The 25,932-nt window shown below is 67.0% G+C and carries 22 protein-coding genes; 16 read left to right on the plus strand and 6 right to left on the minus strand.

The genetic code is table 11. The features are described 5' to 3' along the window. Positions 1 to 57: 57 nt before the first annotated feature. The 12 genes from XAN126_RS0117720 to XAN126_RS0117780 all read left to right on the plus strand — a co-directional run bounded on the left by XAN126_RS0117720 (position 58) and on the right by XAN126_RS0117780 (position 11,369). Entirely contained in the window at positions 58 to 1,341 is a 1,284-nt protein-coding gene (locus XAN126_RS0117720) for a beta-ketoacyl-ACP synthase (RefSeq protein WP_024279921.1), read from the plus strand. 31 nt (positions 1,342 to 1,372) lie between these two features. Next, entirely contained in the window at positions 1,373 to 2,125 is a 753-nt protein-coding gene (locus XAN126_RS0117725; protein WP_024279922.1) for an SDR family oxidoreductase, read from the plus strand. Positions 2,126 to 2,147: 22 nt separating this feature from the next. Then, complete coding sequence (locus tag XAN126_RS0117730) at positions 2,148 to 3,170, plus strand: zinc-binding dehydrogenase (protein ID WP_024279923.1); 1,023 nt, start codon at positions 2,148 to 2,150, stop codon at positions 3,168 to 3,170. Positions 3,171 to 3,192: 22 nt separating this feature from the next. Then, positions 3,193 to 4,128 carry a lipid A biosynthesis lauroyl acyltransferase gene (locus XAN126_RS0117735; RefSeq protein ID WP_024279924.1) on the plus strand — a complete coding sequence of 312 codons (936 nt, stop codon included), beginning with the start codon at positions 3,193 to 3,195 and terminating at the stop codon, positions 4,126 to 4,128. Positions 4,129 to 4,207: 79 nt separating this feature from the next. Continuing rightward, positions 4,208 to 4,690: a 5-(carboxyamino)imidazole ribonucleotide mutase gene (gene purE / locus XAN126_RS0117740; protein ID WP_024279925.1), complete on the plus strand. Its 483-nt coding sequence runs from the start codon at positions 4,208 to 4,210 to the stop codon at positions 4,688 to 4,690. 2 nt (positions 4,691 to 4,692) lie between these two features. Beyond that, positions 4,693 to 5,805, plus strand: a complete 1,113-nt coding sequence (locus XAN126_RS0117745) for a 5-(carboxyamino)imidazole ribonucleotide synthase (RefSeq protein ID WP_038225278.1) — start codon at positions 4,693 to 4,695, stop codon at positions 5,803 to 5,805. 135 nt (positions 5,806 to 5,940) lie between these two features. Continuing rightward, complete coding sequence (locus XAN126_RS0117750) at positions 5,941 to 6,213, plus strand: hypothetical protein (RefSeq protein ID WP_024279927.1); 273 nt, start codon at positions 5,941 to 5,943, stop codon at positions 6,211 to 6,213. 235 nt (positions 6,214 to 6,448) lie between these two features. Then, entirely contained in the window at positions 6,449 to 6,682 is a 234-nt protein-coding gene (rpsU, locus tag XAN126_RS0117755) for a 30S ribosomal protein S21 (RefSeq protein ID WP_029557675.1), read from the plus strand. Positions 6,683 to 7,030: 348 nt separating this feature from the next. After that, positions 7,031 to 8,506: a glucose-6-phosphate dehydrogenase gene (gene zwf / locus XAN126_RS0117765; protein ID WP_024279928.1), complete on the plus strand. Its 1,476-nt coding sequence runs from the start codon at positions 7,031 to 7,033 to the stop codon at positions 8,504 to 8,506. 8 nt (positions 8,507 to 8,514) lie between these two features. Next, positions 8,515 to 9,225, plus strand: coding sequence for a 6-phosphogluconolactonase (pgl, locus tag XAN126_RS0117770; RefSeq protein ID WP_024279929.1), 711 nt, complete (start codon positions 8,515 to 8,517; stop codon positions 9,223 to 9,225). 16 nt (positions 9,226 to 9,241) lie between these two features. Continuing rightward, entirely contained in the window at positions 9,242 to 10,888 is a 1,647-nt protein-coding gene (gene pgi, locus XAN126_RS0117775) for a glucose-6-phosphate isomerase (RefSeq protein WP_024279930.1), read from the plus strand. A 229-nt stretch (positions 10,889 to 11,117) separates the two neighbouring features. Further along, entirely contained in the window at positions 11,118 to 11,369 is a 252-nt protein-coding gene (locus tag XAN126_RS0117780) for a hypothetical protein (RefSeq protein WP_024279931.1), read from the plus strand. Between the two features lie 78 nt (positions 11,370 to 11,447). Here XAN126_RS0117780 and oxlT (XAN126_RS0117785) read toward each other — a convergent pair whose 3' ends face one another. From oxlT (XAN126_RS0117785) to XAN126_RS0117800, 4 genes are all read right to left on the minus strand, one after another. Then, complete coding sequence (gene oxlT, locus XAN126_RS0117785; protein ID WP_024279932.1) at positions 11,448 to 12,755, minus strand: oxalate/formate MFS antiporter; 1,308 nt, start codon at positions 12,753 to 12,755, stop codon at positions 11,448 to 11,450. Positions 12,756 to 13,412: 657 nt separating this feature from the next. Then, on the minus strand, positions 13,413 to 14,696 hold the full coding sequence (gene oxlT / locus XAN126_RS0117790; RefSeq protein WP_051460629.1) for an oxalate/formate MFS antiporter: 1,284 nt from the start codon (positions 14,694 to 14,696) through the stop codon (positions 13,413 to 13,415). A 121-nt stretch (positions 14,697 to 14,817) separates the two neighbouring features. Next, entirely contained in the window at positions 14,818 to 16,047 is a 1,230-nt protein-coding gene (frc, locus tag XAN126_RS0117795; RefSeq protein WP_024279934.1) for a formyl-CoA transferase, read from the minus strand. A 252-nt stretch (positions 16,048 to 16,299) separates the two neighbouring features. After that, positions 16,300 to 16,770 (minus strand): CBS domain-containing protein, encoded by a 471-nt coding sequence (locus XAN126_RS0117800; RefSeq protein WP_029877342.1) that lies wholly within the window; start codon positions 16,768 to 16,770, stop codon positions 16,300 to 16,302. 301 nt (positions 16,771 to 17,071) lie between these two features. Between XAN126_RS0117800 and XAN126_RS0117805 the strand changes: the two genes are divergently transcribed. Continuing rightward, entirely contained in the window at positions 17,072 to 17,761 is a 690-nt protein-coding gene (locus tag XAN126_RS0117805; protein ID WP_024279936.1) for a GntR family transcriptional regulator, read from the plus strand. Positions 17,762 to 17,840: 79 nt separating this feature from the next. Here the strand turns inward: XAN126_RS0117805 and carA are convergent, their stop codons facing one another. Next, entirely contained in the window at positions 17,841 to 19,046 is a 1,206-nt protein-coding gene (gene carA, locus XAN126_RS0117810) for a glutamine-hydrolyzing carbamoyl-phosphate synthase small subunit (protein ID WP_024279937.1), read from the minus strand. Between the two features lie 137 nt (positions 19,047 to 19,183). Between carA and XAN126_RS0117815 the strand changes: the two genes are divergently transcribed. Next, a complete protein-coding gene (locus XAN126_RS0117815; RefSeq protein ID WP_024279938.1) occupies positions 19,184 to 19,642 on the plus strand; it encodes a GatB/YqeY domain-containing protein in 459 nt (152 codons plus the stop codon). Between the two features lie 90 nt (positions 19,643 to 19,732). On the opposite strand, the gene XAN126_RS0117820 is transcribed toward XAN126_RS0117815, so the two are convergent. Next, positions 19,733 to 21,148, minus strand: coding sequence for an alanine/glycine:cation symporter family protein (locus XAN126_RS0117820; RefSeq protein ID WP_024279939.1), 1,416 nt, complete (start codon positions 21,146 to 21,148; stop codon positions 19,733 to 19,735). A gap of 543 nt (positions 21,149 to 21,691) precedes the next feature. Here XAN126_RS0117820 and dnaG point away from each other — a divergent pair. After that, a complete protein-coding gene (gene dnaG, locus XAN126_RS0117825; protein ID WP_024279940.1) occupies positions 21,692 to 23,635 on the plus strand; it encodes a DNA primase in 1,944 nt (647 codons plus the stop codon). A gap of 260 nt (positions 23,636 to 23,895) precedes the next feature. Then, positions 23,896 to 25,896, plus strand: coding sequence for an RNA polymerase sigma factor RpoD (rpoD, locus tag XAN126_RS0117830; protein ID WP_024279941.1), 2,001 nt, complete (start codon positions 23,896 to 23,898; stop codon positions 25,894 to 25,896). The last annotated feature ends 36 nt before the right edge of the window (positions 25,897 to 25,932 follow it).

Raw genomic sequence — 25,932 nt, forward strand, 5'->3', positions numbered from 1 at the left:
GGCGCGCCCTTCGAGCGGCGCCGGGGCGGGCGCGCTTCAACGACAGGAGCCGCGATCATGACGCAGGCGCATCTCGACAAATTCGGCCGCCCCATCGTGGTGGTGACGGGTATCGGCATCGTCACCTCCCTCGGCCAGGGCAAGGAAGACAACTGGCGCCGCCTCACCGCGGGTGAATCCGGCATCCACACCATCACGCGCTTCCCCATCGAGGGCATGCGCACGACCATCGCCGGCACGGTGGACTTCCTGTTCGACGGCCGCGTGGCCGCCCCCAACCTCTCCGAGAAGCTGGCGACACTCGCCGCCGAGGAAGCCATCGCCGAATCCGGCATCGGCACGCCCGGCGAGTTCCCCGGCCCGCTGTTCGCCGCCGTTCCCCCGGTGGAGCTGGAATGGCCCGAGCGCCAGCAGCTCGCCGATGCGGTGGGCCATTACCCCATCGTCTATCGCGACCTCCTCGGTGCCGCCGCCTCCGGCCAGTTCCGGCCGTGGCACGAGCGCTTCCTGTTCGGCTCGGTGGCGGATCGCCTGGCCGACAAGTTCGGCACGCAGGGCCAGCCCATTTCGCTGTCGACCGCGTGCGCCTCGGGTGGCACCGCCATCCAGCTCGGCGTCGAGGCCATCCGCCGCGGCGAGACCGAAGTGGCGCTGTCCCTCGGCACGGACGGCTCGGTGCATCCCGAGGCGCTGATCCGTTTCTCCCTGCTGTCGGCGCTCACCACCGCCAACGACAAGCCCGAGGAAGCCGCGCGGCCCTTCGCCAAGAATCGAGAGGGCTTCGTGATGGCCGAGGGCGCCGCCGCCTTCGTGCTGGAGAGCTACGCCCATGCGGTGGCGCGCGGCGCGAAGATCCTCGGCGTGCTGGAAGGCTGCGGCGAGATGGCAGACAACTTCCACCGCACCCGGTCGAGCCCGGACGGACGCCCGATCATCGGCTGCATGAAGAATGCCCTTGCCGATGCCGGCGTGACCCCGGACGATGTGGACTATATCAACGCCCACGGCACCTCCACGCCCGAGAACGACCGCATGGAGTATGTGGGTCTCAAGGGCGTGTTCAGCGAGGAGAAGCTGGCGGCAACGCCGATCTCCTCCAACAAGTCCATGATCGGCCACACGCTGACGGCGGCGGGCGCCATCGAGGCGGCGGTGTCGCTGCTGACCATCCAGAACGGCCGCATCCCGCCGACCATCAACTACAACATCCCCGATCCGGCCATCCCGCTGGACGTGGTGCCGAACGTCGCCCGTGACGCCCAGGTGCGGCGGGTGATCTCCAACTCGTTCGGCTTCGGCGGCCAGAACGTCTGCCTCGTGCTCGCGGCGGAGCCGGCGTGAGCGGATCGCGCACCGGGACAGGCCTCAACCGATGACCGCTCCCATCCTCGTCACCGGCGGCGGCCGCGGGCTTGGCTCGGCCATCGTGCGGCGGCTCGCCGAGGCCGGCTATCCCGTCGTCTTCACCTACCGCTCGGCGGTCGCCGAGGCGGAGGCGCTGATCGCCTACGTCCGTGCGGCGACGCCCGGAGCCGTCATCTCGGCTCGCCCCCTCGACCTCGCCGACCGCGCGGCGGTGGAGGCGTTCGCCGAGGAACTGGAGGCCGGGGAGACCTACTTCGGCTTCTGCCACAACGCCGGCGCCTCCTACGACACGCTCGCTGCCATGATCGACCAGGACAAGGCCGAAGCGGTGATGCAGGTGAACCACTTCGCCTTCGTGCGCCTCACCCGTGCTCTGGTGCGTCCCATGACCCGCGCCCGGACGGGACGGATCGTCGCCATCGGTTCGGTGGCGGCGCTGCAGGCGAACCAGGGCAATGCCGCCTATGCCGCGTCCAAGGCCGCCCTGCTCGCCCATGTGCGCGGCCTCGCCATCGAGACCGCGCGGCGCGGCGTGACGGTGAACTATGTCGCCCCCGGCTTCATCGATACCGCCATGCTGGAGAAGTTCGCGGACTATCGGGCGAAGATGGAGGCGCAAATCCCCGCCGGCCGCTTCGCCACGCCCGACGATGTGGCACAGGTGGTGGCCTTTCTCTTCTCCCCCGGCGCGGGCTATATGACCGGCGCCATTCTGCCGGTGGATGGCGGGCTCTCCGCCTCGCTCGCCGCCCACCGCTGACACTTATTCCAAGAGAACAACAATGCGTGGCCTCCAGCTCGTCTCCGACCGCAAGCTCGAACTCGTCGATCTCCCCGAGGCGGAAGCCCCGGGCGCCGGAGAGGTGCAGATCCGGGTGAAGGCGCTGGCGCTCAACCATATCGACGTGTGGGGCTGGCGCGGCATGGCCTTCGCCAAGCGCAAGATGCCCCTCGTGGTGGGCGCCGAGGCCGCCGGGGAGATCGTGGCGCTGGGCGCCGACGTGCGCGGCCTCAAGGTCGGCCAGACGGTCGCCATGTACGGCGCCATGACCTGCGGCCACTGCGCCAACTGCCTGAAGGGCCGCGACAACCTCTGCCAGAACGTGGGCGGCGTGCTAGGCTTCCACATCGACGGCTTCGCCCGCGACGTGCTGAACATGCCCGAGCGCCTCGTGATCCCCGCCCCCGAGGGCGTCTCCTTCGAGGAAGCGGCCTGCGCCGGCATCACCTTCTCCACCGTCGAGCACATGCTGTTCGACAATGCGAAGCTGGAGAAGGGCGAGACCGTTCTCGTCCATGCCGGCGGCTCGGGCATCGGCTCCGCCGCCATCCGCCTCGCCAAGGACGTGGGCGCCACCGTCATCACCACCGTGGGCGATGACGAGAAGATGGAAAAGGCCAAGGCGCTGGGCGCCGACCACGTCATCAACTACCGCAAGGACCGCTTCGAGCACGAGGTCCGCAAGATCACCAAGAAGGTGGGCGTCGACGTGGTGTTCGAGCATGTGGGCGCCGACACCTGGAACGCCTCGCTGCTCTCCATGAAGCCCGGCGCGCGGCTCGTCACCTGCGGCTCCACCTCGGGCGTCTCGGTGCAGATGAACCTGATGCAGCTGTTCCAGCGCCAGTACAAGATCTTCGGCTCGTTCGGCGCCACCATCCGCAACGTGGCCGACGGGCTGGAGAAGATGGGCCGGGGCGTCAAGCCCGTCATCGACACCGTGGTGCCGCTCGAGAACTTCAACGAGGGCCTGGAGCGGCTGGAAAGCCGCAAGGTGTTCGGCAAGATCGTGGTCAAGTTCTAAGGCGGGGGCGGCGCACGCGACCGTGGCCCGGCTCCCCCTCCCCGTCCGCAAGGCCATCCACCGGCTGAAGCTGGCGCTCGCGCCCGCCGTCGAGGTGCTGGTCGCGGGTTATGTGCGCTTCTCCGTCTGGTGGCTGCGCCTGTGGCCGCTTTGGCTCTCGGCGGGGGGCATGGCCTTCTGGGCCAAGCTGCTCGGCCCGTTCTTCGCGGTCAGCAAGGTGGCGCGGCGCAATCTCGCCGCCGCCTACCCGGAGAAGAGCCCGGCGGAGATCAACACCCTCGTCCGCGGCATCTGGGCCAACATGGGCCGCCTCGCCGCCGAGTTCGCCCAGCAGGATCGCCTGTGGGACTATGATCCCGCGCATCCCAACACAGGCCGGATCGAGGTGAAGGGCGCGGAAATCTTCCGGCGCCTGCGGGACGACGGCCGCCCCGCGCTGTTCTTCACCGCCCATACCGGCAATTGGGAATTGTGCGCCATCGCCGGCGCCGCGTTCGGCGTACCGGGGGGCGTGCTCTATCGCGCGCCCAACAACAAGCGCGCCGCCGAGCTGATCGAAGAGATGCGCTCCGGCACCATGCCCGGCCTCGTGCGCGCCGGCCGCGATGCGGGCCGCCAGATGGCGCGCATGTTGGCCGAGGGGCAGCATCTGGGCATGCTGATCGACCAGTACTGGACCGGCGGCCCGCCGGTGATGTTCTTCGGCCGCCCCTGCGCCACCAACCCGACGCTCGCCCGCCTCGCCCGCCAGTTCGATTGCCCGGTGCACGGCATGCGCGTCATCCGCCTGCCCGGCGCCCGCTTCCGGGTGGAAATCACCGAGGAAATCGCCCTCCCCCGCGACGGCGAGGGCAAGATCGAGGTGGTGGGCGCCATGCAGGCCGTCACGTCAGTCATCGAAGGCTGGGTGCGCGAATATCCCGAGCAATGGCTCTGGCTCCACCGCCGCTGGCGGTGAGGTTCCCGCCCCTCCCCCTTGCCGCGCCCCTGCCAATCCTATAAAGCCCGCGCTTTCCGTTTTCGCGAAGGTATGAGGGATGAGCACGGCTGACGTTGCCGTCATCATGGGCAGCCAGTCCGACTGGGAGACCATGCGCCATGCGGCCGAGACGCTGGATGCGCTCGGGATCACGCACGACTGCCGCATCGTCTCCGCCCACCGCACGCCGGATCGCATGTATGCCTTCGCCAGAAGCGCGAAGGCGGACGGCTTCAAGGTCATCATCGCCGGGGCCGGCGGCGCAGCGCACCTCCCGGGCATGGTGGCGGCGCTGACGCCCCTGCCGGTGTTCGGCGTGCCGGTACAGTCCAAGGCGCTCTCCGGCCTCGACAGCCTTTATTCCATCGTGCAGATGCCGGCCGGAATTCCGGTCGGTACGCTGGCCATCGGCGTTGCGGGCGCAACCAACGCCGCCCTGCTGGCGGCCGCCGTGCTGGCGCTCTCCGACCCCGCCCTCGCCGAACGGCTCGACGCCTGGCGCGCCGCGCGCACGGAAGCGGTGGTGGAACGGCCGGTCTGACCATGCTCAAGCCCGGTAGTGTTATCGGTATCCTCGGCGGCGGGCAGCTCGGCCGCATGATCGCGCTCGCGGCAGCGGAGCTTGGCCTCAAGGCGCACGTGCTGTGCCCGGACAAGGACAGCCCCGCCTTCCACGTCAGCGCCGCCCATATCTGCGCCGCCTATGACGATTTCGACGCGCTGGCGCGCTTCGCGGCCGGGGTCGACGTCGTGACCTACGAGTTCGAGAACGTGCCGCTGGCCACCGCCGAGTTCCTGGCCGCGCGGGTGCCGCTGCGGCCGGGTGCCAAGGCGCTCGCAATTACGCAGGACCGGCTCGCGGAGAAGAGCTTCGTACGCGACCTCGGCATCGAGACCGCGCCCTTCGCCGCCGTGGATAGCCTCGCCGATCTCGAAGCTGCGGTCTCACAGCTCGGCCTGCCTGCCGTACTGAAGACGCGCCGCTTCGGCTATGACGGCAAGGGGCAGGTGATGATCCGCCCCGGCGAGGACCTCACGGCCGCGTGGCATGCCCTCGGGCGGCAGAGCGCCATCCTCGAAGGCTTCGTCAGCTTCGTCCGCGAGGTGTCCGTGGTCGCGGCCCGTCGCGGCGACGGCGCCTTCTGCGCCTATGACGTGACCGAGAACGTGCACCGCGAGCACATCCTGCACACCTCCACCGTTCCCGCGACGCTCACCGCCGAAGCGGCCCGCAAGGCCCGCGCCATCGCGCGGGACATCGGTGACGCGCTCGACTACGAGGGCGTGTTCGCGGTCGAACTGTTCGTGGTCTGCCAGGGGTCGAGCGAGCGGGTGATCGTCAACGAGATCGCCCCGCGCGTGCACAACAGCGGCCACTGGACCCAGGACGGCGCCGTCACCTCCCAGTTCGAGCAGCATGTGCGCGCCATCGCCGGCTGGCCGCTCGGCGAGGTCTCGCGCCTTGGCCGGGCGCAGATGACCAATCTCATCGGTGCGGACGTGCATGACTGGCACGCTCTCCTCGCAGAGCCGGGCACGCACCTGCACCTCTATGGCAAGGAAGAAGCCCGCGCCGGCCGCAAGATGGGCCATGTGGTGCGGGTCGCGCGCGATCCCGAAGCCTGCGCGAACGTGCCGGATGGCGAAGGCTGCTGACTCATGAGCCGGCTCTTCCGCTACGGACTGAGACGAATCGCCATGATGACGCATCGCAGCGTTTGACGCATGAATCGGGCGTCCGCGGCGGTTTTTTTGTACCGCCGAAGCCATGATCCGAAACTGTGGTGGCAGATGTCTTTGTCCGACGATCGCATCAAGGACCGCTTCTCCGAATGGCTGCGCGACCTTGCACGGCATATGGCCCGGTCCGGGCGCTATTGCAGCTGGCGGGTCATCCAGATCGAACTGCGCTTCATGCAGGGCATCCGCGAGGCGGCCACCTGCTTCTCCGATGCCGCCATCCGCAGCGAGCTCGACGCCCTCTGCCGCGAGGCGCAGAAGAGCGGCACCCCGATCTTCATGCTGCCCGCCCGGAGCGAATCCGGCCTGACGACGGCCGGCTGAAGCGTTCGGCGAAGTGCCCCGCGAGACGATGCCGGCGCGCGGGAAAGTGAGCCGGCGCAAGGCGCCTCCTCCCGTTTTCGCCGTTGCGAGGCGTGTGGACAAGCTGCACCTCTTCTGGTAAGAGAGCGCTTCCTTCGGACAGGTCGAGGACAGGCGCACGCGCCATCTTCTGCGGTCCGATGTTTCAGATCAGGTAAGGCTCCGGCTCGGCGCAACAGCTCGAAGAGGTAAACACGTGCAAGTTCTCGTCCGCGATAACAACGTCGATCAGGCCCTCAAGGCGCTCAAGAAGAAGATGCAGCGCGAGGGGATCTTCCGCGAGATGAAGCTGCGTGGCCACTACGAGAAGCCGTCCGAGAAGCGCGCCCGCGAGGAGGCTGAGGCCATCCGCCGTGCACGCAAGCTGGCCCGCAAGCGCGCCCAGCGCGAAGGTCTGATTCCGTCCAAGCCGCGCCCCACCACCCGCTGAAACGCCCAGGTCGCTGAGGTCCGCAACGCCGGGCATTCGAGCTGACCGTCGAAAGCGTTCCCTCAGTCGGTTTACGAGCTTTTGCATCCGCGCGATCCCGGTCGCGCGGATTTGCTTTTGTCGCGGCCGGGCTTTTTTCGTGCGCCGCCTGGCGCCGCGCTCCCGCCTGTCGCGCGCCTGTCTCCGAAGCCGTGGGAAGAGAAAGTGGTGTTCGCTCAGATTGCGGTGCAATCCGATCGACGCCTGCTCTAGACTGCCGTTGCGCCGGCATGCCGGGCCTTGATCCGGCTGCGGGTCGGCCGGTCGGCGCAAGGAGGCGCAAGGCCTCCGATGAGGGAGAAAGGCCGAATGGTCGCGCGCGTGGTCACTGTCGAGCCCTTCGATATCGTCGTCTTCGGCGCCACCGGCGATCTCGCCCGTCGCAAACTCCTTCCAGCGCTGTTCGAGCGCGACCTCGCCGGCCAGATGCCGGACGACGCGCGCATCATCGGCACCTCCCGCCGCCCCCTGCCCGATGACGACTTCCGTGCCTTCGCCCGCGATGCGCTCGGTGTTGCGGATGGTGTCGAGGACGTGGATCAGGCGGTGTTGGCCCGCTTCCTCAACCGGCTGACCTATGTGGCGGTCGATGCCCTCTCCGACGAGGGCTGGCCCGATCTCGCCGCGACGTTGAAGGCGGGGGAGGCTCGCGTCCGCGTGTTTTATCTGGCCGTGGGGCCGGACCTGTTCGATCCCATCTGCGCGCGCATCGGCGCGTTCGGTCTCGTCACCGATTTGTCCCGCGTGGTGGTGGAAAAGCCGGTGGGCAAGGACCTCGCCTCCGCCCAGAAGGTGAACGCCGCCGTCGGGCGCGTCTTCCGCGAGGAGGCGGTGTTCCGCATCGACCATTACCTCGGCAAGGAGACGGTGCAGAACCTGATGGCGCTCAGGTTCGCCAACGCCCTGTTCGAGCCGGTGTGGAACAACGCGCACATCGACCACGTGCAGATCACGGTGGCCGAGAGCATCGGCACCGCTGGCCGCGCCGGCTATTACGACACCGCTGGCGCGCTGCGCGATATGGTGCAGAACCATATTCTCCAGCTCCTCTGCCTCGTCGCCATGGAGCCGCCCGTCTCGCTCGATGCGGACGCGGTGCGCGACGAGAAGCTGAAGGTGCTCAAGGCGCTGGAGCCCATCAACGAGAGCAATTTCGCGCAGATGACGGTGCGCGGCCAGTATCGCGCCGGCGCCTCAGCCGGCGGGGCGGTGCCCGGCTATCTGGAGGAACTCGGCTCCGGCGAGAGCAGCACCGAGACCTTCGTCGCCATCAAGGCGGAGATCGGCAACTGGCGCTGGTCCGGCGTGCCGTTCTACCTGCGCACGGGCAAGCGCCTCGCCTCGCGCGTGTCCGAGATCGTGGTGGCCTTCCGGCCCATTCCCCATTCGGTGTTCGACGACCACGCCGGCCCCATCATGGCCAATCGCCTCGTGATCCGCCTGCAGCCGGACGAAGGCGTGAAGCTGTGGCTGATGATCAAGGATCCCGGCCCCGGCGGCATGCGCCTGCAGCATGTGCCGCTGGACATGAGCTTCGCCTCCGTCTTCGGCGTGCGGAACCCGGACGCCTACGAGCGGCTTATCATGGACGTGGTGCGCGGCAACCAGACCCTGTTCATGCGTCGCGACGAGGTGGAAGCCGCCTGGCGCTGGGTGGATCCCATCCTCGACGCATGGCGGGCCTCGCGCGACCAGCCCAAGCCCTACACGGCCGGGACATGGGGGCCTTCCGCCGCCATCGCCCTGATCGAGCGGGATGGGCGCACCTGGACCGATGACGCCTGAGGCTTACCGTGACCCCGCCGACCACACCCATCGCCCTCAACGCCTATGAGGATTCGGCCGGCCTCGCCCGGGCCCTTGCCGGCCATGTGGCCGAGGCCCTGCGCCACCGCATCGCCCGTGACGGCACGGCGAGCCTCGCAGTGTCGGGCGGCCGCACCCCGGTCGCCTTCTTCGAAATCCTGTCCGGCGCGCCGATCGACTGGTCCCGTGTGACGGTGACGCTCGTGGACGAGCGCTGGGGGCCGGAGACGTCGGACCGCTCCAATGCCGCTCTGGTGCGCCACCACCTGCTGAAGGGGCCGGCGGCCGCGGCCCGCTTCGTGCCGCTCTATACCGGAGCGGCGACGCCGGAGGACGGGCTTGCGGAGGCCACCGGACGCGTCGCCGCCCTCCCCTCCCCCTTCGCGGCCGTGGTGCTCGGCATGGGAGACGACGGGCATACCGCCTCCTTCTTCCCCGGCGCCGAGACACTTGCCGCAGCCATCGATCCCGCGACGCCGGAAATCCTCGCAGCGGTACGCGCGGATGCGGCGGGCGAGCCGCGCATCACCTTCACCCTGCCCCGGCTGGTTTCAGCCGACGCGCTGGTGCTGCACATCGAGGGCATGACCAAGCGCGCCGTGCTGGAGCGCGCCTGTGCCGGCGGCCCTGTCGAAGAGTTGCCCATCCGCTCCGTCCTGAGGGGGCGTGCGCCCCTCGACGTGATGTGGTGCCCCTGAACAAGAGGTCCGAGCCATGACTGAAGCCCAGCCGAGCGCGACCGACGCCGCCTTTGACGCCCTCGACGCCTCCTGGAAAGGCCGGACCGGGCGCATCGCCGACCTGTTCGCCGCGCCCGATCGCTTCGAGCGCTTCTCCACCAGCTACGGTGATCTGCTGCTCGATTTCTCCAAGACCGCGATCACCGACGAGACCCTGGCGCAGCTGCTGGATCTCGCCCGGGCCGCGGGCGTGGAACAGCTGCGGGACGCCATGTTCGCCGGCGACCACATCAACCTCACCGAGGACCGGGCGGTGCTGCACACGGCGCTGCGCAATCGCTCGGACGAGAACATTCCCGTCGACGGCATCGACGTGAAGACCGGCGTGGGCGAGACCCTGCGCAATCTCGCCGCTTTCGCCTATGCCGTGCGCGAAGGGCGCATCGCCGGTGCGCGCGGCAACGCCTTCACCGATGTGGTGAATATCGGCATCGGCGGCTCGGACCTCGGCCCGGCCATGGTGACGGGGGCTCTCGCGCCCTATCACGACGGGCCACGCTGCCACTTCGTTTCCAACGTGGATGGCGCCCACATCACCGATACGCTCAAGGGGCTCAATCCCGCGACGACGCTGTTCATCGTCGCCTCCAAGACCTTCACCACCGTCGAGACCATGTGCAATGCGGGCACGGCCCGCGCCTTCATCGCGGATGCGCTCGGCGAGGCCGCCGTGGGCGACCATTTCGCCGCCGTCTCCACGTCCCTCGATCGGGTGAAGGCTTTCGGCATCTCGCGCGAGCGAACCTTCGGTTTCTGGGACTGGGTGGGCGGCCGCTATTCGGTGTGGTCGGCCATCGGCCTGCCGGTGATGATCGCCGTGGGACCGGATCGCTTCGGCGAGTTCCTCGCCGGCGCCGCCGCCATGGACGAGCATTTCCGCTCCGCGCCGCTGGACCAGAACACGCCGGTGCTGCTGGGCCTCGTCGGGATCTGGCACCGCAACATATGCGGCTATCCCAGCCGCGCCATCATTCCCTACGACCAGCGCCTCGCGCGCCTGCCGGCCTATCTCCAGCAGCTGGACATGGAGAGCAACGGCAAGAGCGTCACGCGCGACGGCCGGCCTGCCGTGCGTGGCACCGGCCCCATCGTCTGGGGCGAGCCGGGCACCAATGCCCAGCACGCATTCTTCCAGCTGCTCCACCAGGGCACCGACACCGTGCCTGTGGAATTCCTCATCGCCGCGCAGGGCCACGAGCCGAACCTGAAGAATCACCAGAACCTTCTGGTGGCCAACTGCCTCGCCCAGGCGGAAGCGCTGATGCGCGGCCGCACCCTGGAGGAGGCTGCGGCCCAGCTCGTCCAGAAGGGGTTCGCGGCCGAACAGGTCGCCGCGATCGCCCCCCATCGGGTGTTCCCTGGCGACCGGCCCTCCGTCACCATCGCCTATGCGGAGCTCGACCCCTTCTCCCTCGGCCGCATCATCGCTCTCTATGAGCATCGGGTGTTCGTCGAGGCGGCGGTGTGGGGCATCAACGCCTTCGACCAGTGGGGCGTGGAGCTTGGGAAGGAACTGGCGACGCAATTCCTCCCCGCCGTCGAGGGCGGCCCCCTCCCCCCCGGCGCATCGGGGTCGACAGCCGGCCTCCTGGCCTACCTTGGCAGTCTGGCCCAATCCTGAAGTGACTGCTTTCGGATGACGGGGGCCTGCGCGCTTGTGCGCGCTTGCCGGCGGCTGGGGGCAATGCTGCTATGCAGCATTGCGGGTCCGCCTCTGCGTATTTTGTATACCACGAGGTTGGACAAGCGCGGTACAAGGTGATTGTACCGGGACGCGGAGGCGTCGGGCGAATTGGATCGAGCCCGGCGAAACGCGCCGCATCCCTTCGGCATCATGCCGGGAGAGAGTTATGAACGCGCTTGAGCTTACGGCCTTCGGCCTTTTCGGGATCGTCCTCACCTTCGCCGCCAACGGCCTCACGGCGCAGAAGCCGTACATGACGGTTGCCGGCGGCCCTGGCATTCCGATCGAGGATGTCCTGCTGCAGACGCCCGAGCCGCGCTTTGCCCGCGTTGCCCCGCAGACCGATACAAAGGGCACGGCCTCGAACCTCGTCATGGTCCATGCCGGCCCCTTCGCGCCAATGTCGCGTGGCAACTGACCAACAAAAAGAAGGGAGCGGCAAGCCGCTCCCTCAGTTGGGCCCGGGGTAGGTGGGCCGAAAGTTTGAGGCACAGCCTCAGCCAGTGACCTTCGCACTTGCAGGCTCGGCAGCAGCCTGGGCAGCGGCGCCGGCGACGAAGCGGGTACGCATCGGCTTCAGCACGAAGATGGCCATGAGAGCGGCGATCGCGTTGACCGCAGCGGTAATCATGAACACCAGGTCCCAGTTGCCGAGGCTGGCCACAGCCACCGAGGCCATCGGCACCACCAGCGAGGCCGTGCCCTTGGCGGTGTAAAGAAGGCCGGCATTGGTGGTGGCGAACTTGCCGCCGAAGGTGTCGCCGCAGGTGGCGGGGAAGAGCGAGTAGATCTCGCCCCAGGCGAAGAACACGAGGCCGGTCAGCAGCACGAACAGCACCGGGTTGGAGCCGAAGTGAGCCAGGGCCAGCACGCCCACCGCTTCGAGGCCGAAGGCGATGAACATGGTGTTCTCACGGCCGATGTTGTCCGACACCCAGCCGAAGAAGGGACGGGTGAGGCCGTTCAGCACGCGGTCGATGGACAGGGCGAAGGTCAGCGCCGGCATGGTCAGGCCGATGATGGAGACCGGCACGTCGGCGATCTTGAAGTCCTTTGCGATGGAGCCGAGCTGCGCGGTCGCCATGAGGCCACCAGCCGCCACCAGCACGAACATGAGATACATGACCCAGAACACCGGGGCCTTCACCATCTCGCCGGGGCCGTAGTTGCGACGGCTCTGGGTGGCCGAAGCCTTGACCGCGGGCAGTTGCCCTTCCTTCGGTGCCTGCAGCAGAAGGGAGAGCACCATCACAACCGCGCCCTGCATCAGGCCGAAGAACAGGAAGGTATGCTCGTAGCCCTGCGACTTGATCATGGCCGCGATGGGTACGATCGTGAGCGCGGAACCGGCGCCGAAACCGGCGGCCGTGATGCCCGCGGCGAGACCGCGACGATCCGGGAACCACTTCAGCGCGGAGCCGACGCAGGTACCATAGACCGCGCCCGCGCCGGTGCCGCCCAGGGCTGCCGAGACATAGAGCATGGCGAGGCTGTCGGCCCGCGAATTCAGGAACCACGACAGGGCGCACAGGATACCGCCGATGAACACGACGATCCGCGGGCCGAACTTGTCCACGAACCAGCCCTCGACCGGCACCAGCCAGGTCTCGAACAGCACGAAGATGGTGAAGGCGACCTGGATGGAGGCGCGGCCCCACTGGTGCTTCTCGTTCATGGGCTCGACGAACAGCGTCCACCCATATTGAAGATTGGCGATCATCGACATGCAGACCACGCCGATGAGCAGTTGCAGCCAACGCCCTCCAATCGGGCCGCCGACAGGCGCTGCGGAGTTCTGAGCCATTTCCTTCCCTTTCACACTGGGGATCATCGAGTGCGATGAACGGCCCGTGACGGTCGCCATTCTTGTTCGGGCCGTTCATCGACCCGTTCGCGAACCGCGGGGAAAGGTGCACACAGAATCTGGTATACAGAATGCCGTTACGGCTATGTAACTGTTACTTTCCGCTGTAATTCGGGCATGCGAGGGCCATATCGGCAAGTTCGAACCACAACCCGCCTGTAAAGAGAGAAGGGCGTCCAAGTCCCTCTCCTCGGCTTCAGGAATCACACATAGAACAAGGCAGCCGAATAAATCTATTCTCTACTTGAGACACATAAACAAACACCGAATCATTCTGCATTTCTACAGCGTCGCCACAATCAGGCCAAGCCCCGTCATTCCAGAGCGGCAATGTTCGGCCAGGAGCGGATTCGGCATCACCAGCACCATCTCGGCCTTGCCTCCCCTGCGCCTCAAACGAAAAAAGCCCCGGCCGAAGCCGGGGCTTGAGGGACCGCCAGATGGCGGTGGAGGGACGCGTTGGCGCGCGATCGGGCCGCGCGGATTGAAATCTCGCGTGCGCGGGAGAGATCTCGCGCCTTTCCCACACGCGGGCACCGTCATGGCAGCGCCTGACTTATGTGTGTCCGGGCGGCATTCACCGCCCGGAACAGGGCCTCAGGCCGTCACCTGACGCGCGGCCGTTGCAGCTGCCGCCTCGGCATTGAGCCGGTGATGGCGGGCGAGCATGGGCCGCAGGACGAACAGGGCGCCGAAAGCGGCGGTCAGGTCCATGGCGGCGACGGTGTAGAGCACCGTGCTCCAGCTGCCGGTCGCTTCCATCAGCAGGTTGGCCATCGGCACCAGCAGGGCGGCAAAGCCCTTCGCGGTGTAGAGCATGCCGTAGATCTTGCCGATGTGCTTGGAACCGAAGGTATCAGCGGCCGTGGCCGAGAACAGGGAGTAGACTTCACCCCAGGCGAGGAACACAACGCCCGACAGGATCACGAAGGCCCAGGGATTGGTGCCGAACGTGCCCAACGCGACAATGCCGATACCTTCCATGGCGAAGGCAAAGAACATGGTCTTCTCACGGCCGATATGGTCCGAGATCCAGCCGAAGAAGGGACGCGAGAACCCGTTCAGGATGCGGTCCAGCATCAGCGCGAAGGGCAGCGCGGCCATGGCGAAGAAGTACAGATTGACGTTGATGTGCTTGACGCCGAGATCTTCCGCGATCACGCCCAGCTGCGCCACCGCCATCAGGCCGCCGGAGACGGTGAGGACGAACATGGTCAGCATCACGTAGAACACCGGGGTGCGCAGGGCCTCGCCGAGCGTGTAGTCCCGGCGGGACTGGGCCACCGTCGAGGAGAACGTTACCTCGCTCTTGCCCGGCGCGCGCAGGAAGCCGGCGGCGAGCATGATCACCGCGCCCTGAACCAGGCCGAAGGTGAAGAAGGTGTCCTGATAGCCGCTCGACTTGATCATCGCGGCGATGGGCAGGATGGTCAGCACCGTGCCGGACCCGTAGCCGGCCGCGGTGAGGCCCACCGCGAGGCCGCGGCGGTCCGGGAACCACTTCAGCGCGGCGTTCACGCAGGTGGCGTAGACACAGCCGACGCCGATGCCGCCGACGGCAGCCGCCACATAAAGCGCAGTGAGTGAACCCGCATAGGAGTTCATCACCCAGCTGAGGCCGGTGAAGAAGCCGCCGACCAGCACCATCACGCGCGGGCCGTACTTGTCGATGAAGTAACCCTCGATGGGGGTGAGCCAGGTCTGCACCACCACGAACACGGTGAAGGCCACCTGGACGGACGCGCGGGTCCAGCCGTGCGCCGAAACGATCTCAGGAACGAACAAAGTCCACGAATACTGAATGTTTGCTGCCGCCACCATGCAGACGACGCCAGCGACCAACTGGAGCCAGCGATTTGTCGCTGGCGCCTTCACTGCCATTTCGCTCATTTTTCCTACCCCTTAGACCATTTTTATATTTTTGATCTGATTGACCGCCCCACCCTCTTTTTGTCCCTCGTGGCGCGGCGTTTCGTTTTTCGGACGGTTCGTTCTCTCCCCGTCAGACGGCACCGGCGGCACGCATGCCGGCGATCTCTTCGGCCGAGAAGCCCACGCTCGCGAGGACCTCGTCGGTATGCTCGCCGAGGAGCGGCGCGCGCTCCACCGGCACGTTGTTGGCGGACAGGCTGATGGGGGAGCCGACCGTCACATAGGTTCCGCGCTCGGGGTGCGGCACCTCCACGAGGAAGCCGCGGTCGTAGAGCGCGCGGTCGTCCATGATGTCCTTGGTGGAAAGCACCGGCCCGCAGGGCACGTCGATGGCGTTGAGCGCCTCCATCACCTCGAACTTGGTGCGGCGGGCGGTCCAGCGCTCGATGATCTCGAAGCACTGCTCCAGCCGCTGGGCGCGGGCCTCGTGGGAGGCAAATTTGGGATCGTCGATCAGGTCCTTGCGGCCCACGAGCCGCATCAGCGGCGCCCAGCCCTGGGGCTGGATGATGACGTAGCAATAATCGTTCTCGCCGCCCGGCGCGCAGCGCAGCGCAGCGCCGGGCTGGCCGCCGCCGGAGCAGTTGCCGGCCCGCGGCACGCATTCACCCGAGGGCGCGCCGGGATATTCCGCGAGCGCGCCTGCATCGAGGCGCTGCTGGTCACGCAGCTTCACCCGGAGGAGGTTCACCACGCAGTCCTGCATGGCCACGTCAACCTTCTGGCCCTCGCCCGTCACCGTGCGCTGGAACAGCGCGGCGAGGATGCCGGCGACACAATGGATGCCGGTGCCGGTATCGCCGATCTGCGCGCTGGAGGCGGTCGGCGGGCCGGAACGCCAGCCCGTGGTGCTCATGGCGCCGCCCATGGCCTGGGCGATGGTCTCGTAAGCCTTGGCGTCGACACCCGAGGCTTCGGCGAAACCGCGAATGGAGGCATAGATCAGGCGCGGATTGCGGGCGCGGACCTGCTCATACCCGAAGCCCTGGCGATCGAGCACGCCCGGGCCGAAATTCTCGACCATCACGTCGCAGGTTTCCACGAGGCGGTTCAATGCCTCCTGACCTGCGGGGGTCTTGATGTTGAGGGTAACGCTCTTCTTGTTGGCGTTAAGCATGGTGAAGTAGAGACTGTCCACGTTGGACTTGTCCCTGAGCTGCGAACGGGTGATGTCCCCGCGCCGCGGCATTTCCACCTTGATGACATCCGCACCCAGCCACGCAAGAAGCTGCGTCGCCGAGGGGCCGGACTGAACGTGCGTCATGTCCAGGACGCGCACGCCGTCAAGCGCCTTGCCCATGCACCCACTCCCGGAATTCCCTGCCCTGTTCCTTCGGTGCCGGTCTGCGCCGGCTTGGATGCGCCCCTCGGAGATACGATCGAAGGAACCCACCCTCTGGCATTTCAAGTTTTGAATTACGTATGCCAGATACAGAACTGTAACACTGCGTTCGTCCGTTCGCAAACGGGTTTTGAGTCATTCTTAGACGAAAGTCGGAAAAAACCTCGGGGCCGCAGCGGGATACAGGCGGCCCCGAAAATCTCCCGCGCCTCAGCGCAGGGCGGCGAGACCCGCCTCGATGCCGCCCGAGACGACCTGAAGCGCAGGTTGGGTCTCGGATTCCTTAAGGTAATGGCGCATCAGGTCGGTGGCGCTGATGACACCCACGAGCGCGTAGCTCTCCATGACCGGGAGATGTCGCACCTGATGCTCCACCATCAGCCGCAGCACGGTCTCTATGGTGTCTTCGAGGGTGCAGGAGACGACCTCCCGCTTCAGCAACGAGGCCAGCACCACCTTCGGCGTGTTGGCCCCATGCTCCAGCACCGCGCGGGTCACGTCGCGCTCGGAGAAGACGCCCACCACCGTGTTTCCCTCGGTTCGGCAGACGTCCTTGATGATGACGGAGGAAATGTTCTCCCGCTTCATCACGAGCACGGCGTCGGCCACCGTCTCGTGCATGCGGAGGGTGATGATGCGGGTGTCACGTTTTTCCCGCAGGATATCGTCCACGGTAATCATTGGCGTGTCCTCCCCTGGCGAATGCTCGCCTATTGCCACGTCGAAAGCTTCGCCGGGCAGGGTGGGGCCTTGTTGCGCCCATCTTCCCTCGGATCATCGTGGTATTCAAAATACATCCTGTCAACGCAAGAAGCGTCCCGCACCCGCGCAGAAGATGCTGCATTGCCACAAGTTTTCGGGACACCTGCGGCATTGCTTGCCGGCGCACTCTTCCTCGCATGTGATATGATGTATTTGGTGCGCAAGACGGGAATCACTTCAGGCCCGACTGACTGCCGAAAGCCTAAGGCGAAGGGGTGCGATGACGTACCAGGATATCAACGTGAAGCCGATCGAGACGGAATCGAGCTTCCGGATGAAGGCCTACAAGGCGCTGAAGGCGGCCATCATGGAGATGGACATCTACAGCCACCCCGAGGAGATTCGCCTCGAGGAGCGCCAGCTTTCAGAGAAGCTCGGGGTGTCGCGCACGCCCATCCGCGAGGCGATGACGCTGCTTGAGCAGGAGGGCTTCGTGCGCTCCGTGCCGCGCCGGGGCATCTTCGTGGTGCGCAAGACCAAGCAGGAAATCATCGAGATGATTACCGTCTGGGCGGCGCTGGAGAGCATGGCGGCGCGCCTCGCCTGCGAGCGCGCCACCGAGACCGAGATCCGCCAGCTGCGCGAGAACGTCCGCGCCTTCGCCAACCGCAATCCGGAAGAGTTCGTCTCCGAATATTCCGAAGCGAATCTCGCCTTCCACAAGCTCATCATCCGCATGTCCGGCTGCGCCCTCATCGCGGAGACGACGGAGAACCTCTTCCCCCACATGCGCGGCGTCCGCAAGGTCACTATCGGCCAGGCGCACCGGGCCCAGCGCTCCATCGTCGATCACACGCATATCGTCGAGGCCATCGAGAAGCGCGATCCGGACCTCGCCGAACGCCTCGTCCGCGAGCATACCCTCGGCCTCGCCAGGCATGTGGCGGAGCACGGCGAGTTCCTGAACTAGCCTGCACGCTGCACGAACCGACAACGGAAAAGGGCCGGCACTTGCGCGCCGGCCCTTTTTCTTTCCGAGCGAAGACGACTCAGGCCGCCTTGTGCTTCTCGATCATCGTGACGAAGCGGTCGAACAGGTAGTGGCTGTCCTGCGGGCCGGGGCTCGCCTCGGGGTGGTACTGTACCGAGAACACCGGCTTGTCGGCCAGCGCGATGCCGGCGTTGGAGCCGTCGAACAGGGAGACGTGGGTCTCCACAGCGTTCTTCGGCAGGCTGTCACGGTCCACGGCGAAGCCGTGGTTCATGGAGGTGATCTCCACCTTGCCGGTGGTGAGGTCCTTGACCGGGTGGTTCGCGCCGTGATGGCCCTGGTGCATCTTCACCGTGCGGCCGCCGACCGCGAGGCCGATCATCTGGTGGCCGAGACAGATGCCGAAGGTGGGCACCCCCTTCTCGATCACCGTCCGGATGACCGGCACCGCATATTCCCCCGTCGCCGCCGGATCGCCGGGGCCGTTGGAGAGGAACACGCCGTCCGGCTGGAGCGCGAGGATGTCCTCGGCCGACGTGGTGGCGGGCACCACGGTGACCTTGCAGCCGGCGCGGGCGAGCAGGCGCAGGATGTTGCGCTTCACGCCGTAGTCGATGGCGACCACGTGATGGCGCGGCGCCTCCTGCCGGCCATAGCCGGTTTCCTGATTCCAGGTGGTCTCGTCCCAGTCGAAGCGCTGGATGGAGGTGACGCCGGGCACGAGGTCCATGCCGACGAGGCCGGGCCAGGAGCGGGCTTCCTTCTTCAGCGCCTCGATGTCGAACACGCCATCCGGGGCATGGGCGATGACCGCATTGGGCATGCCCGCCTCACGGATGAGGGCGGTCAGGGCGCGGGTGTCGATGCCGGTGATGCCGGGGATACCGCGGGCCTTCAGCCAGTCATCGAAATGGCGGGTGGCGCGGTAGTTGGACGGGTCCGTCACCGCGGTGCGCAGCACCACCCCGCGCACGCCGGAGGCCGAGGCCATGGACACCGTCTCGATGTCCTCCTCGTTGGTGCCCACGTTGCCGATGTGCGGGAAGGTGAAAGTGATGATCTGCCCGGCATAGGAGGGATCCGTGAGGATCTCCTCATAGCCGGTGATGGCGGTGTTGAAGCACACTTCGCCGGCGAGATGGCCGGTGGCGCCGATGCCGAAGCCTTCGAGCACGGTGCCGTCGGCGAGCACGAGCAGGGCGGTGGGCCGGGGCTCGGCCCAACCCTCGGTGGCGTTGGGGGCGTGGTCTTGTTCGCTGGTCATGGATCGCCTAGATAGAGGCTCGCGCGCCGCGTTTCCAGCGCCTCTCGCAGGAATTTGTGCGCCCTCAGCGCCGCCGGCCGGATGGCCGCGAGATCCTGCTGCCGGAAATGGCGCCACTCAACACAGGACGGACGATCGTGCTTCGCGACGACATCAACGCGGCTCTCAAAGAGGCGCTAAAGGCCCAGGATAAAAAGAGAACCGGGACGCTCCGCCTCATCAATGCGGCGCTCAAGGACCGGGATATCGAGCAGCGGGGACATGGCAAGGACCCGCTCACCGATGACGAACTGCGCGCCCTGCTCGCCAAGATGGTGAAGCAGCGGGAGGAGAGCGCCCGCATCTATGACGAAGCGGGCCGCCCCGAGCTTGCCGCGCAGGAGCGCGAGGAAATTACCTACATCCAGGCCTTTATGCCCAAACAGCTTTCCGAGGCCGACACGCGCGCCGCCATCGCCGCGGTGATCGCCGAGATCGACGCCAAGGGCATCAAGGACATGGGCCGCACCATGGCCGTTCTGAAGGAGCGCCATGCCGGCGCGCTGGATTTCGGCAAGGCCTCCGGCTGGGTCAAGGACGCGTTGACGGCGGCCTGACCAGGCCGGTTCACACCACCTTTCCGGGTGCTGTTCGGGGGCGGAATCGGTGACGTTCGGCAGATGCCGGGTCCGATTCCGCCCCTTTTTCTATTTCCGGCTCCAGATCTTCCGGTCGACGCCGGGCGGCAGGTCGGCCATCTCGTCAGCGACGAACACCGGCTCCTTCCCCGCCTTCCGCTGCGCAATGTAGTCCTGCGTCAGCCGCACCACCGTACCCGAGAGCAGGACGATGGCGACAAGGTTGATGGAGGCCATCAGCCCCATGGAGGCGTCCGCCGTATTGAACACGGTGGCGACGCTCTGCAGCGATCCCCACACCACCATGGCCAGCAGCGCGACGCGCAGGATGACGACGCCCGAGACATGGCCGTGGCCGAGGAAGACCAGCGCGTTTTCGGCGTAGGAGTAATTGCCGATGATGGAGGTGAAGGCGAAGAAGAAGATGGCGATGGCCACGAAATAGCGCCCGAGCCACCCCACATGCACTTCCAGCGCGGCCTGGGTGAGCTGGGTTCCGGTGAGTTCCGCCGAGGGCACCACCTCCGACAGGAGAATGAGCAGCGCGGTGGCGGTGCAGATGACGATGGTGTCGATGAACACCCCCAGCGACTGCACGAAGCCCTGGCTCACCGGGTGGTGCGGATCAGGCGTCGCCACGGCGGCGATGTTGGGGGCGCTGCCCATGCCGGCCTCGTTGGAGAACAGGCCGCGCTTCACCCCGTTCATCATGGCCGCCGCCACCGAGCCGGCCACCCCGCCCGCCGCCGCGCCGACGCCGAAGGCGCTGCCGACGATGTGGGCGAGGATGCCGGGCACCAGGGTGATGTGGGTGGCGAGGGCGTAGAAGGCGAGGCCGACATAGGCGAGGGCCATGAAGGGCACCACGAATTCGGCGGTGCGGGCGATGGTGGCGATGCCGCCGAAGATGATGACGCCGGACATGAGCGCCACCACCAGCCCGGTGCCGAGCTTGGGCACGCCAAAGGCGCCCTCCACCGCATCGGCGATGGAATTGGCCTGCACCGCGTTGAAGACGAGGCCGAACGAGATGATGAGGCAGACCGAGAACAGCCCGCCCGCCCACGAGGCCTTGAGGCCGTGGGCGATGTAGAAGGCCGGACCGCCGCGATAGCGTCCCTCCTCGTCCTTCACCTTGTAGAGCTGGGCCAGCGTGCTCTCGGCGAAGGCGGTGGCCATGCCCAGCGCAGCCACCACCCACATCCAGAAGATGGCCCCCGGCCCGCCCAAGGTGAGCGCCACCGCCACGCCGGCGATGTTGCCGGTGCCGACGCGGGAGGCGAGCGAGGTGCACAGGGCCTGGAACGGCGTGATGCCCGATTTATCGGTGTCGTTGGAGCGCAGCACCGACCGCAGCATCTCGGGGAAATGGACGATCTGCACGAAGCCGAGCCGCAGCGTGAAATACACGCCCACCGCCAGCAGTCCGTAGATCAGGATGTAGCCCCAGAAGATGGTGTTGAGGAAATCGATCACCGCATCCATGTCGGCCACCCCCGCTGAAACCGTGAAGCTTACCAGCGGGGCTGTGGCGGTCCATCCCTGCCCGCACCGCGTGCGCCACTTTGTGGACACAATTCGGAGACTGCGGGAGGGGTGTGGATAAGGGGGATTGCGGGGGCTCCTTCACCGCGTCATGCCTGGGCGTGTCCTGGGCATGACGCGGACCGGCTGGGATACCCGTCAGGCATCCGGCGGGTGGTGCGAGGCCGAAGGTCACCGTCATCCCCCGGCTCGTCCGGGGGATCCACCCATCAGCCTGCGCACTGTCCGCAAGCCCATCCCGGCCGAACCGTGGATCGCCCGGACGAGCCGGGCGATGACGCGGAGAGGCTGGAGCTGCGTCCCGGCGCGGCGCCCGTTCGAGCGATGGCTCTGCCGGGTGAACCGCAAGGGGAGAGGGGTGGCGACCGCCCCCCGTTTCCCCCTCCCCCCATTCCCGGCTACACTGAAGGGCTGATCTTCCGGCGCCTGACTTTGGGTGACCGACGTCCCGCGCCCCTCACAGACTGCTGGCTCCGCCTGCCCATGCGCTTTTCACCCGCCTTTCTCGACGAGATCCGCGCCCGGCTTCCGGTGTCGGAGGTGGTCGGCCGTCGGGTGAAGCTGAAGAAGCAGGGGCGCGAGTTCGCCGGGCTCTCGCCCTTCAACGCGGAGAAGTCGCCGTCCTTTTTCGTCAATGACCAGAAAGGCTTCTACCACTGCTTCTCCTCCGGCAAGCACGGCGACGTGTTCGATTTCCTGATGGAGACGGAGGGCGCCTCCTTCGGCGAGGCGGTGGAGCGGCTGGCCGCCATGGCGGGCCTGTCCCTGCCGCAGGAGACGCCGGAGGCGGCGGCGAAGGAGCAGCGGCGGCGCACGCTCTATGAGGTGATGGCGCTGGCGGCCAAGCACTTCGAGGCCAATCTGCAATCGCGCCTCGGCGCCAAGGCGCGCGGCTATCTCGCCGACCGGGAGATCGGCCCCGCCACGCAGAAGCGATTCGGCCTCGGCTATGCGGCGGGCGAGCGCTTCAACCTGAAGGAGGTGCTGGGCAAGGAGGGCGTTTCCGTCGCCGACATGGTGGAGGCGGGCCTGCTCATCTCCGGCGAGGACATCCCCGTCCCCTACGATCGCTTCCGCGACCGGGTGATGTTCCCCATCACCGACCTGAAGGGCCGCGTGGTGGCCTTCGGCGGCCGGGCGCTGGAGAAGGACGTTCCGGCGAAATACCTCAATTCCCCGGAGACGCCGCTCTTTCACAAGGGCTCGCTGCTTTATAACGGCTTTTCCGCCCGCACCGCCGCCCAGTCGGGCGCCCGCGTCATCGCGGTGGAAGGCTATGTGGACGTCATCGCCATGGTGGAGGCGGGCTTTGCCGGTGCTGTGGCACCGCTCGGCACCGCCCTCACGGAAGAGCAACTGCAATTGCTCTGGCGCATGTCGGAGGAGCCGCTGCTGCTGTTCGACGGGGACAAGGCCGGCCGGCGCGCCGCCCATCGCGCCATCGACCTCGCGCTGCCGCATCTGAAGGCCGGGCGCAGCCTGTCGTTTGCCGCCCTTCCCGAAGGTCAGGACCCGGACGACCTGATTCGCCGCTCCGGCCGCGAGGCCATGGAGCAGGTTCTGGCGCAGGCGCGCCCTCTCGCGGCGGAACTCTGGGCGCGGGAGAGCGAAAATGCATCGCTGGAGACCCCGGAGCGTCGGGCGGGCCTGGAAGGCCGGCTGAACGAGGTCGTGAACGCCATCGGCGACGAGACGGTGCGCAAGCACTACCGGGCGGATCTGATGGGCCGATTCAACGCCCTCGTTGCCCCTGCGGATCGCGCGCGCGGACCCGGTCGCGGGGGTGGCAGCCGGGAGAGCTGGTCGCCCGGTTTCACCCCCGGACGGGGGCGCGGCGGCAAGTTTCCGGGCAAGCCCTCCGCCCCGCCGCTGGCCCCGCGCGGACAAGAGATTGCAAGGAGCGCGCTGGTGCGCGGCCCCATGGCCGCCTTGCCGCGCAACGAGGCGCTGCTGCTGTTCTGCCTCATCAACCACCCCTTCCTTTTGGACGAGGCGGGCGAGGAGGTGTCGAGCCTGCCCCTCGCCAATCCGGAGGCCGACCGGCTGCGCCGCGCGCTCATCGAGGCGCACCTGGAGGGGCTGGATGCGGAGGCCCTCGCCGAGCAGCTCGGCCGCTCCGATCTGGATGCCCTGACGCGCCGGGTGAAGGCCCTCGCCAACCCCCGACACGACTGGCCAGCCTATTCGGATACCGCAGAAGCCGATGTTCGGCTCTGGTGGCATCAGCGCACGGCCTTGCATCGCAAGGCTCACGCGCTATCTAGAGAGCTGAAGGAAGCCGAGCGCACGCTGGGGGAAGATCCCAGCGAGGTCAATTTCGCCTGGTTGAGGGACGTCCGCGAGCGCCTGTCGGCGATCGAGGGGACCGAGGCGCTGGTGGAAGGGTTCGGTGCATCTTCGGGTCGTTCGGCCGTGCGGTCCCTTTAAGGGCGCGCAAGCCGGAGCGGCACAATTTGGCCAAGAGCGTCTGGCATGGCCCGCAGGGCGGGTGCATGCCGAAGCTTCGGCCCACGGGACGGAAGGCAGCCTGCCGCCGACGACCATAGGGGTTGGAAGCGCGTTCAGGCTGGTTTAACGGGATGGCGTCAAAAAGGCCGCTCCCGGGTTCAAGGGCAAAAGGTGGCGAGGCAGAGGAGCCGCGCCGCCGTTCTGCTGTTGGAAATCGGCGGGATCAGCAGGAGAAGTCGATGGCGAAGCAATCTTCCGAAGCCACAGAGGCCCCGGAGAAGGAGACCGACGCCCCCGACGGGCCGTTGCTCGACCTGTCCGACGCCGCTGTGCGGAAGATGATCAAGAACGCCAAGCGGCGCGGCTACGTGACCTACGAGCAGCTCAACGAGGTGATGCCTTCCGAGGAAGTCACCTCCGAGCAGATCGAGGACACGCTGGCGATGCTCAATGACATGGGCATCAATGTCATCGAGGCCGAGGAAGCCGAGGCCGAAGAGGGCAGCGAGGAAGCCGAGACGCCGGAAGAGCCGGAAGAGGCCGAAGGCGGCGAACTCGCCGAGCCCGCCCCGCGCGCCGTCGCCCGCGCCGAGACCAAGTCCGAGCCGGCCGAGCGCACCGACGACCCGGTGCGCATGTACCTGCGCGAGATGGGCTCGGTGGAGCTGCTCTCCCGCGAGGGCGAGATCGCCATCGCCAAGCGCATCGAGGCCGGCCGCGAGGCCATGATCGCCGGCCTGTGCGAGAGCCCGCTGACGTTCCAGGCCATCATCATCTGGCGCGACGAGCTGACCGAAGGCCGCGTGCTGCTGCGCGACATCATCGATCTCGAAGCCACCTACGCCGGCCCCGAGGGCAAGAACCCGCCCGCGGCCCTCGGCGAGGAAGCGGCGCTCGCCCCCGAGGCGGGCGAGGACGGCCTGCTCGGCGACGGCGCCGGCCCCGATGGCGAAGAGGACGACATGGAGAATTCCATGTCGCTCGCCGCCATGGAGGCGGAGATCAAGCCGAAGGTGGTGGAGACCTTTGACCGCATCCATTCCAGCTACACCAAGCTGCGCCGGCTGCAGGACCAGAACGTCGAGTCCAAGCTCAAGAACGAGACCCTCTCGCCCGCGCAGGAGCGCAAGGCGAAGAAGCTCAAGGAAGAGCTGGTCGGCGACGTGAAGAGCCTGTCGCTCAACCAGGCCCGCATCGACGCGCTGGTGGAGCAGCTCTACGAGATCAACAAGCGCCTCGTGGGCTATGAGGGCCGCCTGCTGCGTCTCGCCGACAGCTACGGCGTCTCCCGCGACGACTTCCTGAAGAACTACATGGGCGCGGAGCTGGACCCCAAGTGGGTGCTGCGCATCTCCAAGCTCGGCACGCGGGGCTGGAAGGGCTTCGTCGCCCACGAGAAGGACACCATCCACGAGATCCGCGGCGACATCCACGCCCTCGCCACCGAGACGGGGCTGGAGATCGCCGAGTTCCGCAAGATCGTGCAGATGGTGCAGAAGGGCGAGAAGGAAGCCCGCCAGGCCAAGAAGGAAATGGTGGAGGCGAACCTGCGCCTCGTCATCTCCATCGCCAAGAAGTACACCAACCGCGGCTTGCAATTCCTGGACCTCATCCAGGAGGGCAACATCGGCCTCATGAAGGCGGTGGACAAGTTCGAGTACCGCCGCGGCTACAAGTTCTCCACCTACGCCACGTGGTGGATCCGGCAGGCCATCACCCGCTCGATCGCCGACCAGGCGCGGACCATCCGCATCCCGGTCCACATGATCGAGACGATCAACAAGATCGTCCGCACCTCGAGGCAGATGCTGCACGAGATCGGCCGCGAGCCCACTCCCGAGGAGCTGGCCGAGAAGCTCGGCATGCCGCTGGAGAAGGTGCGCAAGGTGCTGAAGATCGCGAAGGAGCCCATCTCCCTCGAAACGCCCATCGGCGACGAGGAGGATTCGCACCTCGGCGACTTCATCGAGGACAAGAACGCCATCCTGCCCATCGACGCGGCGATCCAGAGCAATCTGCGCGAGACGACGACCCGGGTGCTGGCCTCCCTCACCCCCCGCGAGGAGCGCGTGCTGCGCATGCGCTTCGGCATCGGCATGAACACGGACCACACGCTGGAAGAAGTCGGCCAGCAGTTCTCCGTAACGCGCGAGCGTATCCGCCAGATCGAGGCCAAGGCGCTGCGCAAGCTCAAACACCCGAGCCGGAGCCGCAAGCTGCGCTCGTTCCTCGACAACTAAACGGCGCACCTCTTCAACGATCAAACGGCAGGCTTC

The sequence above is a fragment of the Xanthobacter sp. 126 genome (genome assembly GCF_000526175.1).
Lineage (GTDB): Bacteria > Pseudomonadota > Alphaproteobacteria > Rhizobiales > Xanthobacteraceae > Xanthobacter > Xanthobacter aminoxidans.